The sequence below is a fragment of the Pedobacter frigoris genome (genome assembly GCF_032678645.1).
Lineage (GTDB): Bacteria > Bacteroidota > Bacteroidia > Sphingobacteriales > Sphingobacteriaceae > Pedobacter > Pedobacter frigoris_A.
This window is the reverse complement of record NZ_JAVTSP010000001.1, coordinates 467,575-483,124: the sequence shown is the minus strand read 5'-3', so window position 1 is coordinate 483,124 and position 15,550 is coordinate 467,575. Positions and strand designations below refer to the sequence as shown.

Genomic DNA, 15,550 nt, shown 5'->3' with positions numbered 1-15,550 from the left:
AATTATTGCATCTTTGCATACCCCGTCATCTCGAGGCACGAGAGATCTCTTGAACTCGCATAACCAAGAGATCTCTCGTGCCTCGAGGTGACGGAATCAGCTTACTTCTTTACTACTGCTTTCTTTTTTGCAGGGGCCTTCTTCGTCGCCGCACCGGTTTTCTTAGCCGCTGCTTTCTTAGCTTTTGGCTCAAAAGCACCAGGTACCTGTTCTACGATTAATTTCTTTACATCTTCCAAAGCAATTGAAGCCAGTTCCTCAGGTGTATATTTGTCATTGGTAGCAGGGTTTTTACGCAGTTTCAGCATTTCTTTACCGAAACGGATAAATGGTCCCCATCTGCCATTTTCAATCGCAATTTTCTCTGATTCCCATTGCTGGATAAACCTGTTTGCTTCTTTTTCTATTTTCTTACCGATCAGTTCCTCAATGTCATTCTGAGAAAGCCTGTCGAAATTATAAGCCTTAGGCACATTGATGAACAAATCATTCCATTTGATAAATGGCCCAAAACGTCCCGTACCCTTGGTTACCGGCAATGATTGATAATGCGCTACAGGTGCATCAGCAGTGATCTTCTCACCGATGATTTCTATAGCTCTTGCCTGATCGATAGTCAGTGGATCTTCATTCTTTGGAACTGAAATGTAAGCATCGCCCCATTTCACATATGGTCCAAAACGGCCAACGCCCACAGCCACCTCTTTACCTTCATAATCTTCTAAAGAAAAGGGCAGTTTAAACTGTTCAAGTGCCTGCTCCAAAGTGACAGTCCCAACAGACTGAGACTTCGCCAGACTTGCGTAGCGTGGTTTTTCTTCATCATCATTCTCACCAATCTGTACCAGCGGCCCGAATCGTCCAACCTTAGTATAAACGTTCTTACCAGTCGCCGGATCGATACCCAGTAAACGCTCACCATTGGCACGGTCTGCGGTCTCCAGTGTAGTTTCTACCTCTACATGAAAAGGCGTATAGAAGGAGTGAAGCATCTTCGTCCATTCCTGAAGTCCCTGTGCGATCTCATCAAATTCTTTCTCTACATTGGCTGTAAAGTTAAAATCCACGATACCTTTAAAGTGTTCTACCAGAAAGTCGTTCACTACTTCACCTATATCAGTAGGGAATAGCTTTCCTTTTTCCGCTCCTGTAATCTCAGATTTAGTCTGTTTCACCACTTTACCAGCAGTCAAAACGATAGAACCAAAGGTACGCTGACGGCCATCTCTGTCTTCCTTTACCACATAACCACGATTCTGGATCGTAGAAATGGTAGGCGCATAAGTAGATGGTCGGCCAATACCCAGTTCTTCCAGTTTTTTAACCAGACTTGCTTCTGTATATCTTGCCGGAGGTCTTGAAAAACGCTCCGTCGCATTCATTTCTCTCAATGTCAATTCCTGCCCACGTACCAACGGAGGCAGTAATTCTGCATTTTCAGCATCATCAGCATCGTCTTCATCAGACGATTCCAGGTATACTTTCAGAAAACCATCAAACTTCATGACTTCACCTTCAGCAACCAGATTTTCCTTACGGGTACTGATCGCGATCTGAGCAGTCGTTTTTTCAAACAAAGCCTCACTCATTTGCGAAGCAATGGCACGTTTCCAGATCAGCTCGTATAAGCGTTGCTCAGAACTATCACCCGGAACAGTATGATGGTTGAAATAAGTAGGGCGGATGGCCTCGTGAGCCTCTTGCGCACCTGCAGATTTCGTTTTATATACCCTTAAGTGATGGTATTTATCGCCGTAAGCAGATTTAATTTCGGCAGCCGCAGCCTGCAAAGCAGTCTCCGATAAGTTTACCGAATCTGTTCTCATATAAGTAATCCGTCCACTTTCATACAGTCGCTGAGCGATTTGCATGGTTCTCGAAACAGAATATCCCAGTTTACGTGATGCTTCCTGCTGCAGTGTCGACGTAGTAAACGGCGCCGCCGGATTGCGTTTTGCAGGTTTGGTCTCTAAGCTGTCTACTGAAAATCCTGCATTTACGCAGTCGTTCAGAAAAGCCTCGGCATCTGCTTCTTTTTCAAACCGTTGTGGCAATTCTGCTTTTACCAGTTCTTTACCTTTGCCGGTAAGGAATTGTGCAGTTATTTTATATGCCGCAGCAGCATTGAATTTAATGACTTCACGTTCGCGGTCTACGATCAGGCGTACCGCTACTGATTGTACACGGCCTGCAGACAGCGATGGTTTAATCTTCTTCCACAATACCGGAGAAAGTTCAAAACCCACGAGTCTGTCGAGCACCCTGCGTGCCTGCTGTGCATGCACCAGGTTATAATCTATTGTACGCGGTGTTTCTATAGCTTTTAATATGGCCGGCTTGGTGATCTCATGAAAAACAATCCTTTTCGTCTTATTTTCTTTAAGTCCAAGTGTTTCAAACAAGTGCCATGAAATCGCTTCTCCCTCGCGGTCCTCATCGGACGCTAACCATACCATCTCAGCTTCCTTTGCTAACTTCTTAAGCTCTGCAACTACCTGCTTCTTATCAGCAGGCACTTCATAGGTTTGGGCAAAATTATTGGTGATATCTATGCCCATATCTCCTTTAACCAGATCACGGATGTGTCCGTAACTTGATTTAACAAGGAAATCTTTGCCTAAATATCCTTCTATGGTTTTAGCTTTCGCAGGTGACTCAACTATTAGTAAATTCTTCGCCATTCAGGAGGTTTTTCTGCAAATAAAGCTATAAATAAGGCTATAATCAAAATCCGATCTAAATTTTCTAATAATTTATTTTCTAAAAGGCTCAATTGCAGTACTTAGAATTCAATACGTCCACAATATAAACTGTTAGAGATACTGTCCCTGTCGTTGGCTACGAAAGCAATGTAAGTTTCCGCATAGGTTACTACTTTGGGATTACGTTTAGCTCCATAATTCTTGAAAATCATCAAGAAATCCTGCCCTTCATTTCTACGGGCACCACTGTCAAGATAAACGGATTCTTTTACTTCAGGGAGGTAAGCCAGCATCATGACCTGATCCCGGTGACTCGCGCCTGGGAGATCTGTTTCCGGCTCCCAGTTAAATACCAGTTTAACCTGCTCACCCATATCATCAGCTGTCACATCCACATCTGCGGGCAAAGGCAAACTTCCTTCACAAACCCTTACGTTTGGATAATCGATTTCCTGATTCGGATATTCACCGGTAATCGCATTCTTTGTATTGTAAGATACCGCAAGGTTCTGTGCTGTTGGTGATACCTTTCGCGCGGCTACATCAAAGCCTACATTGGTAAAACTATTCATTGTTGCAATGAATTTAATCATCAGCTGGAAGCGCTGTGTGGTTGCCTTCTGTTTATCAGTCCTTTTTTTATTTGTGGGATGGGACTTCATCCTCAATATAGCGATCCCTTTACGGATGTAACCTACGTGGTTACCTAATGCGCCGACAATACCGCCCCAGGGGCCGAATTTTAAACGTGCCATGTCAGTGTTTTTTTGTTAATAATAAGTTACGCTAATATACCTAATATCCAGGCAAGTTACAAAGTATTTGGTCCATTATTTAACCAGAAACACTTTTGTCTTAAATTTGCTATTTTCCTGCTTGAGTAAGACAATAGCAAGAGAGGAGCAAGAGAAAAGCAAGACAAAAGCAAGAGAAAATTGTAGCACATCTGCTCTTGTATGCACACAATCTTTTTACTTAATGATTATATGAAAGCAATCTTTTTGTGCTTAACTTCGTAAGTACAATTATGAACCATACGGTTCCAACCCTTAACCCGATTATTATGACTACATTATTGCTTATCCTTAGCTTGTTTCTAAACCCACCGGCAAAAAGCGTTTATGATTTCTCTTTCAAAACCCTTGACGGCAAAGAAATTAAACTCTCAAAATTTAAAGGAAAGAAAATTCTGATCGTAAATACAGCTTCCAAATGTGGTTACACGCCGCAATATGATGAGCTGGAGAAGTTGCACAAGCAATATGGTAAGAATTTGGTGTTAATAGGTTTTCCGGCTGGTAACTTTGGCGGACAAGAACTGGCTACCAATAGCGAGATCAAAGAATTCTGTACCGGTAAGTTCAACGTGACTTTCCTCCTTGCCGAAAAAAGCAGTGTAAAAGGAGCCGACATCACTCCTTTATTTAAGTATTTAACCACAGCAGAAAATCCTGATTTTAAAGGCGATATCAACTGGAACTTCGAGAAATTCCTGATCAATGAAAAAGGTCAGCTGGTTCACCGTTTCCGTTCAAAAACTACTCCTTTGAGTGATGATATCGTAAAGAACTTAAAATAGAAAATGCACTATTGCAGATCTTTTCGAATTTATGCAATCTTATTGCTGGCCTTCAGCATAGCTTCCTGTTCTTCAGGCTATAATGTGGTTAGAAGTAATCGCTCTGATTACAGCATCAATCGGGATTTATTGCCTGACAGTAATATCATCAGGAAATACCTGCCGTATAAAGCGAAACTGGATGCTGAAATGAGTCAGGTCATTGGACACTCTGCAGTTTTAATGTCAAAGAAAAGCAGTGATACTTTGCCTGAGAGTCTTTTGAGTAATTTCTTTTCAGATGCGGTGCTGCAGCAGGCATTGAAAATGGATGCCAATATTGACTTTGCTTTGCCTTCTACTAAGGGCGGACTGAGGGTTGATCTTCCTAAAGGCAACATTACTGTATCTAATGTATTTGAACTGATGCCTTTTGAAAATGAACTGGTTATATTCAATGTAAAAGGAACTGAAGTAAAAAGTATCCTGAATTTTATAGCCAGCACGAATGGACAGCCGGTATCACGTTTAAAAATGAAGATCAGAAACAAGACCGCTGTTGATGTTTTGATCAATGGTAAACCACTGAATCCGGATAAAACTTATCGCATTCTTACTTCTGATTATATCGGTGGAGGGGGTGACAACGTGCCGGTTTTTAAAGGTATTAACGAAAAGAAAGTTCTCGGCCTTAAGATACGTGATGCCTTATTGAATCACATCAAAGAAACTGAAGCCCAGGGAAAAACCCTTAATCCGGAATTAGATGGACGAATTACTAAAGCTTAGCCGAAGGAATTTCATAAAAACAGGGGCGCTTGCGACGGCGACGTTTGCATTAGCACTGGATTCAATGGACGCACTGGCGCTAGAAAAGACTGATCTGGTAAAACTGACCATCCTGCATACCAATGACGTACATAGCCGGATAGAGCCTTTTCCTCTTGATGGGTCTAAATACCAGGGCTTAGGTGGTACGGCAAGACGCGCTGCATTGGTTGGCCAAATACGCATTAAAGAGCCCAACGTATTGTTATTGGATGCGGGAGATATTTTTCAGGGAACGCCATACTTCAACCTTTATGGTGGTGAAGTGGAAATGAAAATGATGTCGGCCATGAGATACGATGCCGCCACAATGGGCAACCATGATTTTGACAATGGTCTGGAGGGATTCCATAAGCAATTGCCACATGCTGATTTTCCTATTTTATGTAGCAATTATGATTTTTCAAATACTTTGCTGCACAGTTCGACACAGCCCTATAAAGTATTTAAAAAAGGCGGATTGAAGATCGGCGTATTCGGGATTGGACTGGAACTGAAAGGATTGGTAGATGACAGGAATTATGGTGAGACAGTATATCTTGATCCTGTAAATAAAGCAAATGAAATGGCTGTGCTGCTGAAGCATGAATTAAAATGCGATCTGGTGATTTGTTTGTCGCACCTTGGCTATAAATATACTACTGCTAAAGTTTCTGATCAGGTATTGGCCAAAAATACCCGCAACATTGACCTGATCATCGGCGGACATACGCATACTTTTATGGAGCAACCTGAGGATGTAAAGAACCTGGATGGCGAGATCACCACTATAAACCAGGTTGGCTTTGCAGGAATAAACCTGGGCAGAATAGATTATTATTTTGAAAAAAATAAAGGCAAGCGTGTAAAAACAGGCTCGCCTTATTTGATATCTAATGAGATTTAGCGGATCAGGCTTATATTAAAAAGCCGCCGCCAAGCAGGTCATTTCCTTCGTAGAAAACAGCTGATTGTCCCGGTGCAATAGCAGATACATTGTGGTCAAACACCACACGCATTTTATCATTTTCCTGAACAATAGTGCTCAGCATACCTGCATCTTTATACCTGATCTTGGTCACCACATTATCCAGAGGTTCTGTGATTGATCCGTATTTTACCAGATTTACATTGCGCACCAAAGCTTCGCGTTTTTCCAGATCTTCGGCTCTGCCTAATACCACAGTATTGCTCTCTGGCATGATCTGGGTCACAAACATAGGTTCGCCAAATGCAATACCAAGTCCTTTACGTTGTCCGATGGTATAGAAAGGATATCCTTTATGCTGACCTACAACCATTCCGTCTTTGGTGATGAAATTACCGCCAGCAACACGGTCTTCCAGATCTTCAACTTTGTGTTTCAGGAAGGCACGGTAATCATTATCCGGCACAAAACAGATCTCATAACTTTCGCTTTTTTTAGCCAGTTCTTCCTGTCCCATATCTAAAGCCATCTGCCTGATCTCTGATTTTGCAAAAGATCCTAAAGGGAATTGGGTTCTTGCCAGGTTTTCCTGTGATACGCCCCAAAGCACATAAGACTGGTCTTTATTTTCGTCTTTACCTTTTGAAATCACATAGCGGCCGCTGTCTTGCTGACGGATATTTGCATAATGTCCTGTAGCTATAAATTCGCAATCCAGTTTATTTGCACGTTTCAATAAGGCTTCCCATTTGATGTGGGTATTGCACAGGACGCATGGGTTAGGGGTGCGTCCGGCAAGGTATTCGTCTACAAAGTTGTCGATCACAAAATCTCCAAACTCGTCTCTGATGTCTAATATATAATGGGGGAATCCGTAGTTTACGGCCAGAGTACGTGCATCATTGATGCTATCCAGACTGCAGCAACCTGTTTCTTTACTGCTGCTTCCTGAAGTGGCATAGTCCCATGTTTTCATGGTCAGGCCTATTACTTCGTATCCTTGTTCGTGTAGCATTACTGCGGCTACTGAACTATCGACGCCGCCACTCATGGCGACTAATATTCTTCCTCTTTTACTCATGTTTTTAATGCTGCCCCGGGTTCAAAGTCCGGTGATTAATATTATAGGGTGCAAAAGTACAGGATTTTGATGATAGTTTGGTGAAAGGTTTGTCAAGAAAAAATTAAGTGATCTGCTCCGGGACGGGAACCAGTTGCGCTGAAGAAGCGCAAATAGTTCCTATGTCCCATCCCAAACACTGAATTTTTAGGAAAGCTGGGAGGTGAGGAAGGTGGAGATGGATGGGTATTGGATACTAGATGACCTGGGGTTTTCAGAGCTGTTGATATAAGTGATTAAGACTACAACACAAACGTATTAGCAAATGATTTAAGCAGGTTTTTAATAAATAAATTTTTATATTAGCCTTATCAAACAAACCACAAAATGAAGAAAGCATTATTGTACTGCTTGTTATTGTCGCCGGTACTTGCCAGCGCCCAGCAAAGTCTGGTGAAATATGTGAGGCCAATTATCGGAACGCAGAAAATGGGGCATACTTATCCGGGTGCTACGGTGCCTTTTGGTGCGGTGCAACTGAGTCCCGATACAGATACTTTGTCTTATGAACTTAATGGTAAGTACAATGGTGAGGTTTACAAGTACTGTGCAGGGTATAAGTATGAGGATAAAACCATCGTTGGTTTCAGTCATACGCATTTTAGCGGCACAGGGCATTCTGATCTCGGCGATTTCCTGATCATGCCTACTCAGGGCAAACTCCAGTTAAATCCCGGAACCGCTGATGATCCTAAATCCGGCTTCCGTTCGGCTTTTTCTCATGCAAATGAGACTGCCGAAGCAGGGTATTATAAGGTCAAACTGGATGATGATCACATCACAGCAGAAATGACCGCTACAAACAGGGTAGGGATACACCAGTATACTTTTCCAAAATCGGATAATTCCCATATTATCCTGGACCTGATGTCGGGCATTTATAACTACGATGATAAGACGGTGTGGACTTACGTCAGGGTGGTGAATGATACTTTAATCACTGGATACAGACAAACCAACGGCTGGGCACGTACACGTACGGTGTATTTCGCAATGTCTTTCTCTAAACCATTTAAAGCTTATGGTCAGAAGAATTTCGATAAAGCACAGGCTTACAAGGGATTCTGGAGGAAGTTTGATCAAACCAAAAACTTCCCTGAAATCGCGGGGAAACGCATCAGAATGTATTTTGATTTCGCAACACAAGAGCAGGAAAAGATCCAGATCAAGTTTGCTTTATCGCCGGTGAGCCAGGAAAATGCACTGATGAATATGAGAACTGAGGCACAGGGATGGGACTTCAATAAATTTAAATCTAATGCCCAGGCCGATTGGAATAAGGAACTGAACAAAATAAAAATTGATGCTGCTGAAGATGACAAGATCAATTTTTATACTGCATTATATCATGCGTTTATCAATCCGACGAATTATAGTGATGTAAACGGCGAATACAAGGGTTTAGACCAGGGGGTACATAAAGCGGATGGTTTTACCAACTATACTACCTTTTCGTTATGGGACACTTACAGGGCTTTACATCCCTTCTTTAACATCATGCAGCCTTCCCGTAATAATGATATGGTGAAGTCTATGATGGCGCATTATGACCAGAGCGCGTTGAAAATGCTGCCGATCTGGTCGCATTATGCAAATGACAACTGGTGTATGAGCGGCTACCATAGTGTGTCGGTACTCGCCGATGCCATTATTAAAGGGGTATACAACGGCGATGCCCAAAAGGCGCTGGAGACCTGTATCGTGACTGCTAATCATCGCGATTACGAGGGGATAGGTGATTATATAGATATGGGTTATATTCCTGCTGAACGCAGCGGAACCTCAGTTTCGAATACTTTGGAGTATGCCTATGATGATTGGTGCATCGCACAGATCGCCAAAAAATTGGGTAGGGATGATGTGTATGCTCAATTTATTAAGCGTGCGGGCAATTGGAAGAACGTATTTGATAAATCTATAGGTTTTATGCGTCCTAAGCTCGCTGACGGTTCTTTCAAAAAGGAATTTGATGCTTTGAGTACTCATGGACAGGGTTTTATAGAAGGAAATACCTGGAACTATAGTTTCTTCGTTCCTCAGGATCCTTCGGAGATGATTGTGCAGATGGGAGGGGCCAAACGTGTGGCTTCGAGATTAGATTCTTTATTCTCCATGCACCTGCCGGATGAGTTTTTTGCTGAGACGGAAGACATTACACGTGAGGGTATTATTGGTGGTTATGTGCATGGCAATGAGCCAGCACATCACGTTGCGTATTTGTATAACTGGGTGGGTCAGCCATGGAAAACACAGGAAAAAATCAGGATGATCTTGAAAATGCAGTATAAACCGACTCCTGATGGTTTGGGAGGAAATGATGATTGCGGACAAATGAGTGCCTGGTATCTATTTTCTTCGTTGGGTTTTTATCCGGTAGCACCCGGCTCTGATGAGTATGCGCTGGGAAGTCCGGCAGTGAAAAACGCGGTGCTTTCTCTTGAAAATGGAAAGACATTTACTGTGGAGGCATTGAATCAGAGCGATAAGAATGTGTATGTTTCTAAGGTTTTATTGAATGGGAAGACTTTAAACGGGTTTAAGATAAAGCATGCGGATATTACGAATGGGGGTAAGCTGACTTTTGTCATGACGGGGAAAATTAAGTGATCTGCTCCGGGACTGGAACTATTTGCGCTTCTTCAGCGCAAATAGTTCCTATGTCCCTTCCCAGACACTGAATTTTAAGGAAACCAGGGTGCATAGCTGGTGCTAAACGAATGCGGGTACAGCAGATCTTGGATCATTGCCCTGAATCTGGTTTCTTCTAATGTCTGCAGGTTCTACAGGTTTTTTGATGATCTTTTTATTGAGGCCACTTGCTGCGCTGTACAGCAGGATACTTCCTAAGGCCACTTCTTCAAATGCGGTGATAGGATGTTTGCGGATCTTTCTGATTCCTTTCTGAAGTATATAAACACCTGCTATTACTGAAACCAGCCTTTTTCCTGATTCTAATTCCTCTGTCTCATAATCCTTTAGCAGGGAACTGATGATTGATATCTTCAATTTATCTTTTACTTTCCTAAACATATTGCTTCTCGTTTATCTGTTAAATCAACATTGTAATGTTCTTCTTTGTTTGACAATTTTATCGAAATATAGTGAAAATGACCCAAAAAAGGGATATTATACTAATTTTTCTAAAACCATCTTTATAGCCTTATCAACTACTTTGCCAGGTTCAGTGCTGAACTGAAAATTGACACGACTTGCCAGAATTGCATTTACAGATAATGCTTTATGTCCCAGAACTTTTGCCAGTGCATAGATGCCTGCTGTTTCCATTTCCAGATTGGTAATTCTTTGATTTTGATATTGGAAACTGTTTAATAAGGTGATCAGATTAGGTACGGCATTCCGGGCACGTACTTGTCGGCCCTGAGGCGCATAAAAGCCGGGAGCGGTAACAGTAATACCATGCTCCATGTCTTTGCCTATGGTATTCAGCAATGTCTGATCAGCAGCAGTCAGATATGGAGTAATGCCTTTGATATGCGAAAAATTAGATTTAAAGCTATCTAATATGCTGTGTTCATCGCCCGAAAGCTCGTGAATATAATATTGCATGAGTGCATCTAGTCCGAGGCCAAAAGATGAGGCCAGTATCGTACCCATTGGTATATCGGGCTGAATGGCTCCTGAAGTGCCTATACGTATAATGTCTAATGAAGTGAGTTGGGGTTTTACCAGGCGGGTATTGAAATCAATGTTGACCAGCGCATCCAGTTCGTTGAATACGATATCGATATTATCAGTCCCAATGCCTGTGGAGATACAGGTAATTCGCTTCTGGCCGATATATCCGGTATGGGTAATGAATTCCCGTTTCCCTTTCTTAAGTTCTATGCGGTCAAAATGTTTAGATACTTCAGCTATGCGATCTGGATCACCAACAGTGATGATGGTCTGAGCAAGATCCTCAGGTTTGATGTTGAGGTGATAGATACTGCCATCTGGATTGATGATCAGGTCGGATTCTGATAATTTCTGTTGCATGCTTAAAGTTAAGGAATAATTGACCGGAGCGCAATGATTCGAATGAGAAAGAGGGCAGAAGGATCAGTTATGTGTGCGAAAAGATTTTTAAGCGGTATACAGATACTTTAGCTTTGCACCTTCAATTTTATCAAACCGGCCGACTACTCCATTCAAATTTGCCTTTCTAACTTCAAATTTAAGACTGCAGGAGTTGTCGAAATTCTGAGAAAGTACGTTGAGTTGTTCATCCTTGACCAGTTTCATGACATCGTTCATCACCAGGTAGTCAAACTGAACTTCATAAACGTCATTTACGGTCTTTTCTACGACCTGTGCAGCTGCTATTGCTTCTGCTGCTGCAGTTTTATAGGCATTGATCAGACCGGGAACGCCAAGCAATGTTCCTCCAAAATACCTGACAACGACAATCAGTAGATTAGTGACATCAGCCGAGAGCATGGCATTTAGTATTGGTCGGCCCGCCGTGCCGGATGGTTCACCATCGTCCTGTATGCGAAAAACACTGCGATCAGGGCTCAACCGCAACGCCCAGCAGAAATGCCTTGCCTTGGCATGTTCAGCTCTTAAATTCTGGAGGAGAGGCTTTATCTCTTCATCTGTGGCAACCGGGTAAGCATAAGCAATAAACTTACTGCCCTTGTCACGAAATATACCTTCAGAGGAAGCATTTATAGTTTTATAAGTATCATCAAACAGCATAGATCTGCGATATGGTAATTAAAATGATGGCCGCCAGAGCAAGTGCAAGCCCAAGGTAGTTTAGTTTATTTAGCTTTTCTTTAAAGATCAGTATACCAACAAGGCTACCGACGATGATCACACCCATGTTCATCCCCGCAAAAACAGTAGAAGGGTCGTTTGACATGGCCTGATGCGCTTTCAAATAGAATAAGATGTTGAAAAAATTGAAGAAGCCCAGGATACAGCCACATATGAAGTTGATGAGCTGTAGTTTTTGCTTTTTAATAAAAGCCAGGTATAAGAGTGTAATGATAGAAATGATGAAAGCCAGTGCAAAAATAATGATAAGCGAGCTGGTATAGGGGATGCTTTTGATCTGTGCTACTTTCTTAAATAAGATATCGATTACACCAAAACCAACAAAGACCATAATGGGATAGATCCAGCCTGATCCTTTGGTCTTATTGCCGCTCTTTTTGTATAGGGTAAAAAAGATCGCTGTAAATCCAACTGCTAGACCTATGAGCTTTACAGTTTTAAACTGGTCGTTGAAAAGAAAGTATGCCGCTAAAATTGGAATGAACAGTGACAGACGCTGCGCAATGTCTGTTTTAACAATTCCGATGTTTTTCACTGATGCTGCGAGGCACCAAAAGACAACAGGTAACAGTACACCCAGAGCCAGATAAACCTTATCAGGAGAGGTAGTTATGAGTTGAGACAAGTCGGGTTTAAAAAAGAAACAGCTGAGTCCTATTGCAAAAAGATAATTCCAGGTAACCGCCTGAGGAATACTGATTTTATACCTTTTGGCAAGTTTTAAAAGTACGGCTACTGTAACACTACAAAATATGCTGATAATGAGGTAAATCATTGATTTGGTTGGTTTTGATAGATGGTTAACTGATCCTTATCTATTTGGTATTGTTCGGCAATGATTCCATTGACCTCCGGAGAAGTAATGCCTTCCTGCCACGAGGTTCCCGATGTAAATACACGGGCTTCATCCCATAAATTGCCTTGTATAAACTGGTTGAGGATATTAGCGCCACCCTCAATAATAACAGATTGTACATCCATCAGGTAAAGCTGAAAAGCTATTTTCTGAGGAAGGTAGTATTGCATGTCTTCCATTTGAATGTAATGGATGTTACCGATAACCTCAGTTTTTATTTCATTGAAGATGACGGTTTTAGCATTGTCATTATAAATGTGGCTGGATTGTGGCACCCTAAGGTTACGGTCTATAAGGATCCTTAAAGGATTATTTCCCGGCCATTCCCGTGAACTGAGTCGTGGGTTATCGGCGACAGCAGTCTGGCTACCCACTAGAATTGCGTCTTCTTCGGTTCTCCACTTGTGAACTAACACTTTGGCCAGAGGACCGCTAATCCATTGCTGCAACGCATTTTTAGGAGCAAAGTAACCATTAGCAGTGGTAGCCCATTTTAGGATAAAATACGGTCTTTGCTGACTAATACGGGTAAAGAAGCGTTTGTTGACCATCGTACATTCCTTTTCCAGAACTCCCGATACGACTTCAATTCCCGCATTTTTCAAACGTTCTATTCCTTTGCCATTTACATCAGGAAAGGGGTCTCTGTTGCCGATCACTACTTTCTTTAACTTGTACCTGATCAGCAGATCTGCGCATGGAGGTGTTTTTCCGAAATGAGCGCAAGGCTCGAGACTTACATATGCAGTAGCAGTTGCAAGGAGTGTTTCTGCCTGATCACCATAAGTTTGAAGTACCTGGTTTACCGCGTTTACTTCGGCATGTGCCTTCCCGTACTCCTCATGATAACCTTCACCAATGATTTTATTATTACATACAATGACGCAGCCCACCATAGGATTTGGACTTACACTGCCTATCCCCAGTTGCGCCAGTTCGAGGCATCGCTGCATATATAATTCGTCGGTCATTGTCGCAAAAGTAAGGTATATTGTTCGATTTAGTTACTTTTGTATAGGATGAATTTAAAGCAGGTATTGCAACTTTTTACTGTACGATTACAGGATCTGTACGGGGAGACAGAAATCACTTCTATTTTTAATATTGTAGCTGAGCACATTTCTGGTCTGAGCAGAGTAGAACTGACTTTTAAAAAAGAAGAAGAGCTAAGTAAAGCAGTTTACGATGCTTATATAAAGGCATTAGATGAACTCAGCACCGGAGTACCTATGCAATATGTGCTGGGTGAAACGGAGTTCTATGGATTACGCTTTAAGGTTTCTCCGTCTGTTCTGATCCCCCGGCCGGAAACAGAAGAACTGGTGGAGTGGATCATCGAAGATTGCAAATTAAAAGAAGGCTTAAAATTTATAGATATCGGGACCGGGAGTGGCTGCATAGCCATTACACTGGAGAAAAAGTTGCCCGGAAATGTGGTGTTTGGACTGGATGTATCTAAAGAAGCACTTGAGATAGCAATGTCTAATGCTACATTAAATAAATCTGATGTGATTTTTACAGAAGCGGACATCAGAACTTACTGCAGCAGAGAAAAATTCGACGTGATTGTAAGTAATCCGCCTTACATTACTATGGATGAGCAGGAGGAAATGCATCAAAATGTGTTTGCTCATGAACCGCATCTGGCACTGTTTGTATCTAATGAAAAACCACTGGTGTTCTATGAAGCAATAGCGGATTTTGCACTGCAGTCTTTAAAGGAAGGCGGCTTGCTTTACTTTGAAATTAATGAGCACCTGGGCAAAGAAACAGTGGATATGCTCAGGAATAAAGCATTTTCAGACATTGTGTTGAGAAAAGATATGCAGGGAAAGGACAGGATGGTCAGATGTGAATTGGTGCGTTAGCTCCTTGGATGAAAATCTGTAATGATACCCCTGAGGTAATCCCTGTCCAGATGTGTATATATCTCTGTGGTTGTGATACTTGAATGGCCCAGCATTTCCTGAACGGCACGTAAATCGGCGCCGCCCTCTATTAAATGCGTAGCAAAGGAATGACGGAATGTATGTGGACTGATGTCTTTCTTGAGCCCTATTTTCTCTGCCAGTGACTTGATCATGGTAAATACAGATATACGTGATAATGAACTGCCCGAGCGGTTTAAAAAGATGTAATCTTCAAATCCCTTTTTTATGGGAATGTCTACCCTGGTTTGGCTGATGTAGATGTTCATATACTTGAGTGCACTATCGCCAATAGGCACTATTCTTTCTTTATTGCCTTTCCCCACAACTTTGATAAAGCCGCCTTCCTCGAAAATATTGGACAGCCGGAGGCTCACGAGTTCAGATACCCGCAAACCACAACTGTATAAAACTTCTATGATGGCTTTACTGCGTACGCCGTCAGGTTTAGAGGCATCAATGGCATCAATCAGTGCATTGATCTCGTGTATGTTTAGCGTATCAGGTAATTTTCTGGAAAGTCTTGGAGCTTCAAGCAATTCAGTAGGATCTGTAGTGATCAGATTTTCCAGCAGAAGAAACCCGAAGAATGACTTTAGTCCGGAGATGACCCTTGCCTGTGTACTGGGCAACATACCCAACTCGTTGATCCAGGAAATAAATAACTTTAAATGATCACTGGTAATCTCCTTAACATCAGGTTGTTTATCTATGGAATCAAAATATTGAAAGAGTTTAGCAATGTCATTCAAATAAGCATCAACAGAGTTGCCAGATAGCGACCGCTCCAGTTTCAGGTAAGTTTTAAATGATCTGATGTAGGGCTGATTAATCACACAAAAATTTTCTACTGTAAGTTTTTAACTTTAAGT

General features: G+C 42.0%; 14 protein-coding genes. 5 read left to right on the top strand and 9 right to left on the bottom strand.

The window, feature by feature from the left end; genetic code table 11:
* Nucleotides 1-101: 101 nt before the first annotated feature.
* Complete coding sequence (gene topA / locus R2Q78_RS02135) at nucleotides 102-2,681, bottom strand: type I DNA topoisomerase (RefSeq protein WP_316788439.1); 2,580 nt, start codon at nucleotides 2,679-2,681, stop codon at nucleotides 102-104.
* A 101-nt stretch (nucleotides 2,682-2,782) separates the two neighbouring features.
* Nucleotides 2,783-3,457 carry a DUF6266 family protein gene (locus R2Q78_RS02130; protein ID WP_316788437.1) on the bottom strand — a complete coding sequence of 225 codons (675 nt, stop codon included), beginning with the start codon at nucleotides 3,455-3,457 and terminating at the stop codon, nucleotides 2,783-2,785.
* Between the two features lie 308 nt (nucleotides 3,458-3,765).
* Here R2Q78_RS02130 and R2Q78_RS02125 point away from each other — a divergent pair, with 308 nt between their 5' ends.
* Genes R2Q78_RS02125 through R2Q78_RS02115 form a run of 3 tightly spaced genes read left to right on the top strand, consistent with a single transcriptional unit; the run spans nucleotide 3,766 to nucleotide 5,974 of the window.
* The gene (locus R2Q78_RS02125; protein ID WP_316788435.1) at nucleotides 3,766-4,281 is read left to right on the top strand and encodes a glutathione peroxidase; all 516 of its coding nucleotides are present in this window, start codon (nucleotides 3,766-3,768) and stop codon (nucleotides 4,279-4,281) included.
* Between the two features lie 3 nt (nucleotides 4,282-4,284).
* A complete protein-coding gene (locus R2Q78_RS02120) occupies nucleotides 4,285-5,049 on the top strand; it encodes a 5'-nucleotidase (RefSeq protein WP_316788433.1) in 765 nt (254 codons plus the stop codon).
* Complete coding sequence (locus R2Q78_RS02115; RefSeq protein ID WP_316788431.1) at nucleotides 5,027-5,974, top strand: metallophosphatase; 948 nt, start codon at nucleotides 5,027-5,029, stop codon at nucleotides 5,972-5,974. The genes R2Q78_RS02120 and R2Q78_RS02115 overlap by 23 nt, the downstream gene beginning before the upstream one ends.
* 10 nt (nucleotides 5,975-5,984) lie before the next feature.
* Here the strand turns inward: R2Q78_RS02115 and mnmA are convergent, their stop codons facing one another.
* Nucleotides 5,985-7,076 carry a tRNA 2-thiouridine(34) synthase MnmA gene (mnmA, locus tag R2Q78_RS02110; RefSeq protein ID WP_316788429.1) on the bottom strand — a complete coding sequence of 364 codons (1,092 nt, stop codon included), beginning with the start codon at nucleotides 7,074-7,076 and terminating at the stop codon, nucleotides 5,985-5,987.
* Between the two features lie 366 nt (nucleotides 7,077-7,442).
* On the opposite strand from mnmA, the gene R2Q78_RS02105 reads away from it, so the two are divergent.
* Entirely contained in the window at nucleotides 7,443-9,722 is a 2,280-nt protein-coding gene (locus R2Q78_RS02105; RefSeq protein WP_316788427.1) for a GH92 family glycosyl hydrolase, read from the top strand.
* A 102-nt stretch (nucleotides 9,723-9,824) separates the two neighbouring features.
* Here the strand turns inward: R2Q78_RS02105 and R2Q78_RS02100 are convergent, their stop codons facing one another.
* The 5 genes from R2Q78_RS02100 to ribD form a co-directional block, all read right to left on the bottom strand.
* Nucleotides 9,825-10,145: a hypothetical protein gene (locus R2Q78_RS02100; protein ID WP_316788425.1), complete on the bottom strand. Its 321-nt coding sequence runs from the start codon at nucleotides 10,143-10,145 to the stop codon at nucleotides 9,825-9,827.
* 96 nt (nucleotides 10,146-10,241) lie between these two features.
* Complete coding sequence (locus tag R2Q78_RS02095) at nucleotides 10,242-11,111, bottom strand: nucleoside phosphorylase (protein ID WP_316788423.1); 870 nt, start codon at nucleotides 11,109-11,111, stop codon at nucleotides 10,242-10,244.
* 87 nt (nucleotides 11,112-11,198) lie between these two features.
* Nucleotides 11,199-11,813 (bottom strand): YigZ family protein, encoded by a 615-nt coding sequence (locus R2Q78_RS02090; RefSeq protein WP_316788421.1) that lies wholly within the window; start codon nucleotides 11,811-11,813, stop codon nucleotides 11,199-11,201.
* Nucleotides 11,803-12,669 carry an EamA family transporter gene (locus R2Q78_RS02085; protein WP_316788420.1) on the bottom strand — a complete coding sequence of 289 codons (867 nt, stop codon included), beginning with the start codon at nucleotides 12,667-12,669 and terminating at the stop codon, nucleotides 11,803-11,805. The genes R2Q78_RS02090 and R2Q78_RS02085 overlap by 11 nt, the downstream gene beginning before the upstream one ends.
* On the bottom strand, nucleotides 12,666-13,721 hold the full coding sequence (gene ribD, locus R2Q78_RS02080) for a bifunctional diaminohydroxyphosphoribosylaminopyrimidine deaminase/5-amino-6-(5-phosphoribosylamino)uracil reductase RibD (protein ID WP_316788419.1): 1,056 nt from the start codon (nucleotides 13,719-13,721) through the stop codon (nucleotides 12,666-12,668). The genes R2Q78_RS02085 and ribD overlap by 4 nt, the downstream gene beginning before the upstream one ends.
* Before the next feature lie 48 nt (nucleotides 13,722-13,769).
* Between ribD and prmC the strand changes: the two genes are divergently transcribed.
* Entirely contained in the window at nucleotides 13,770-14,618 is an 849-nt protein-coding gene (gene prmC, locus R2Q78_RS02075; protein WP_316788418.1) for a peptide chain release factor N(5)-glutamine methyltransferase, read from the top strand.
* Here prmC and xerD read toward each other — a convergent pair.
* A complete protein-coding gene (gene xerD, locus R2Q78_RS02070) occupies nucleotides 14,615-15,514 on the bottom strand; it encodes a site-specific tyrosine recombinase XerD (RefSeq protein WP_316788416.1) in 900 nt (299 codons plus the stop codon). The two genes, prmC and xerD, sit on opposite strands and share 4 nt — an antisense overlap.
* Nucleotides 15,515-15,550: the final 36 nt, after the last annotated feature.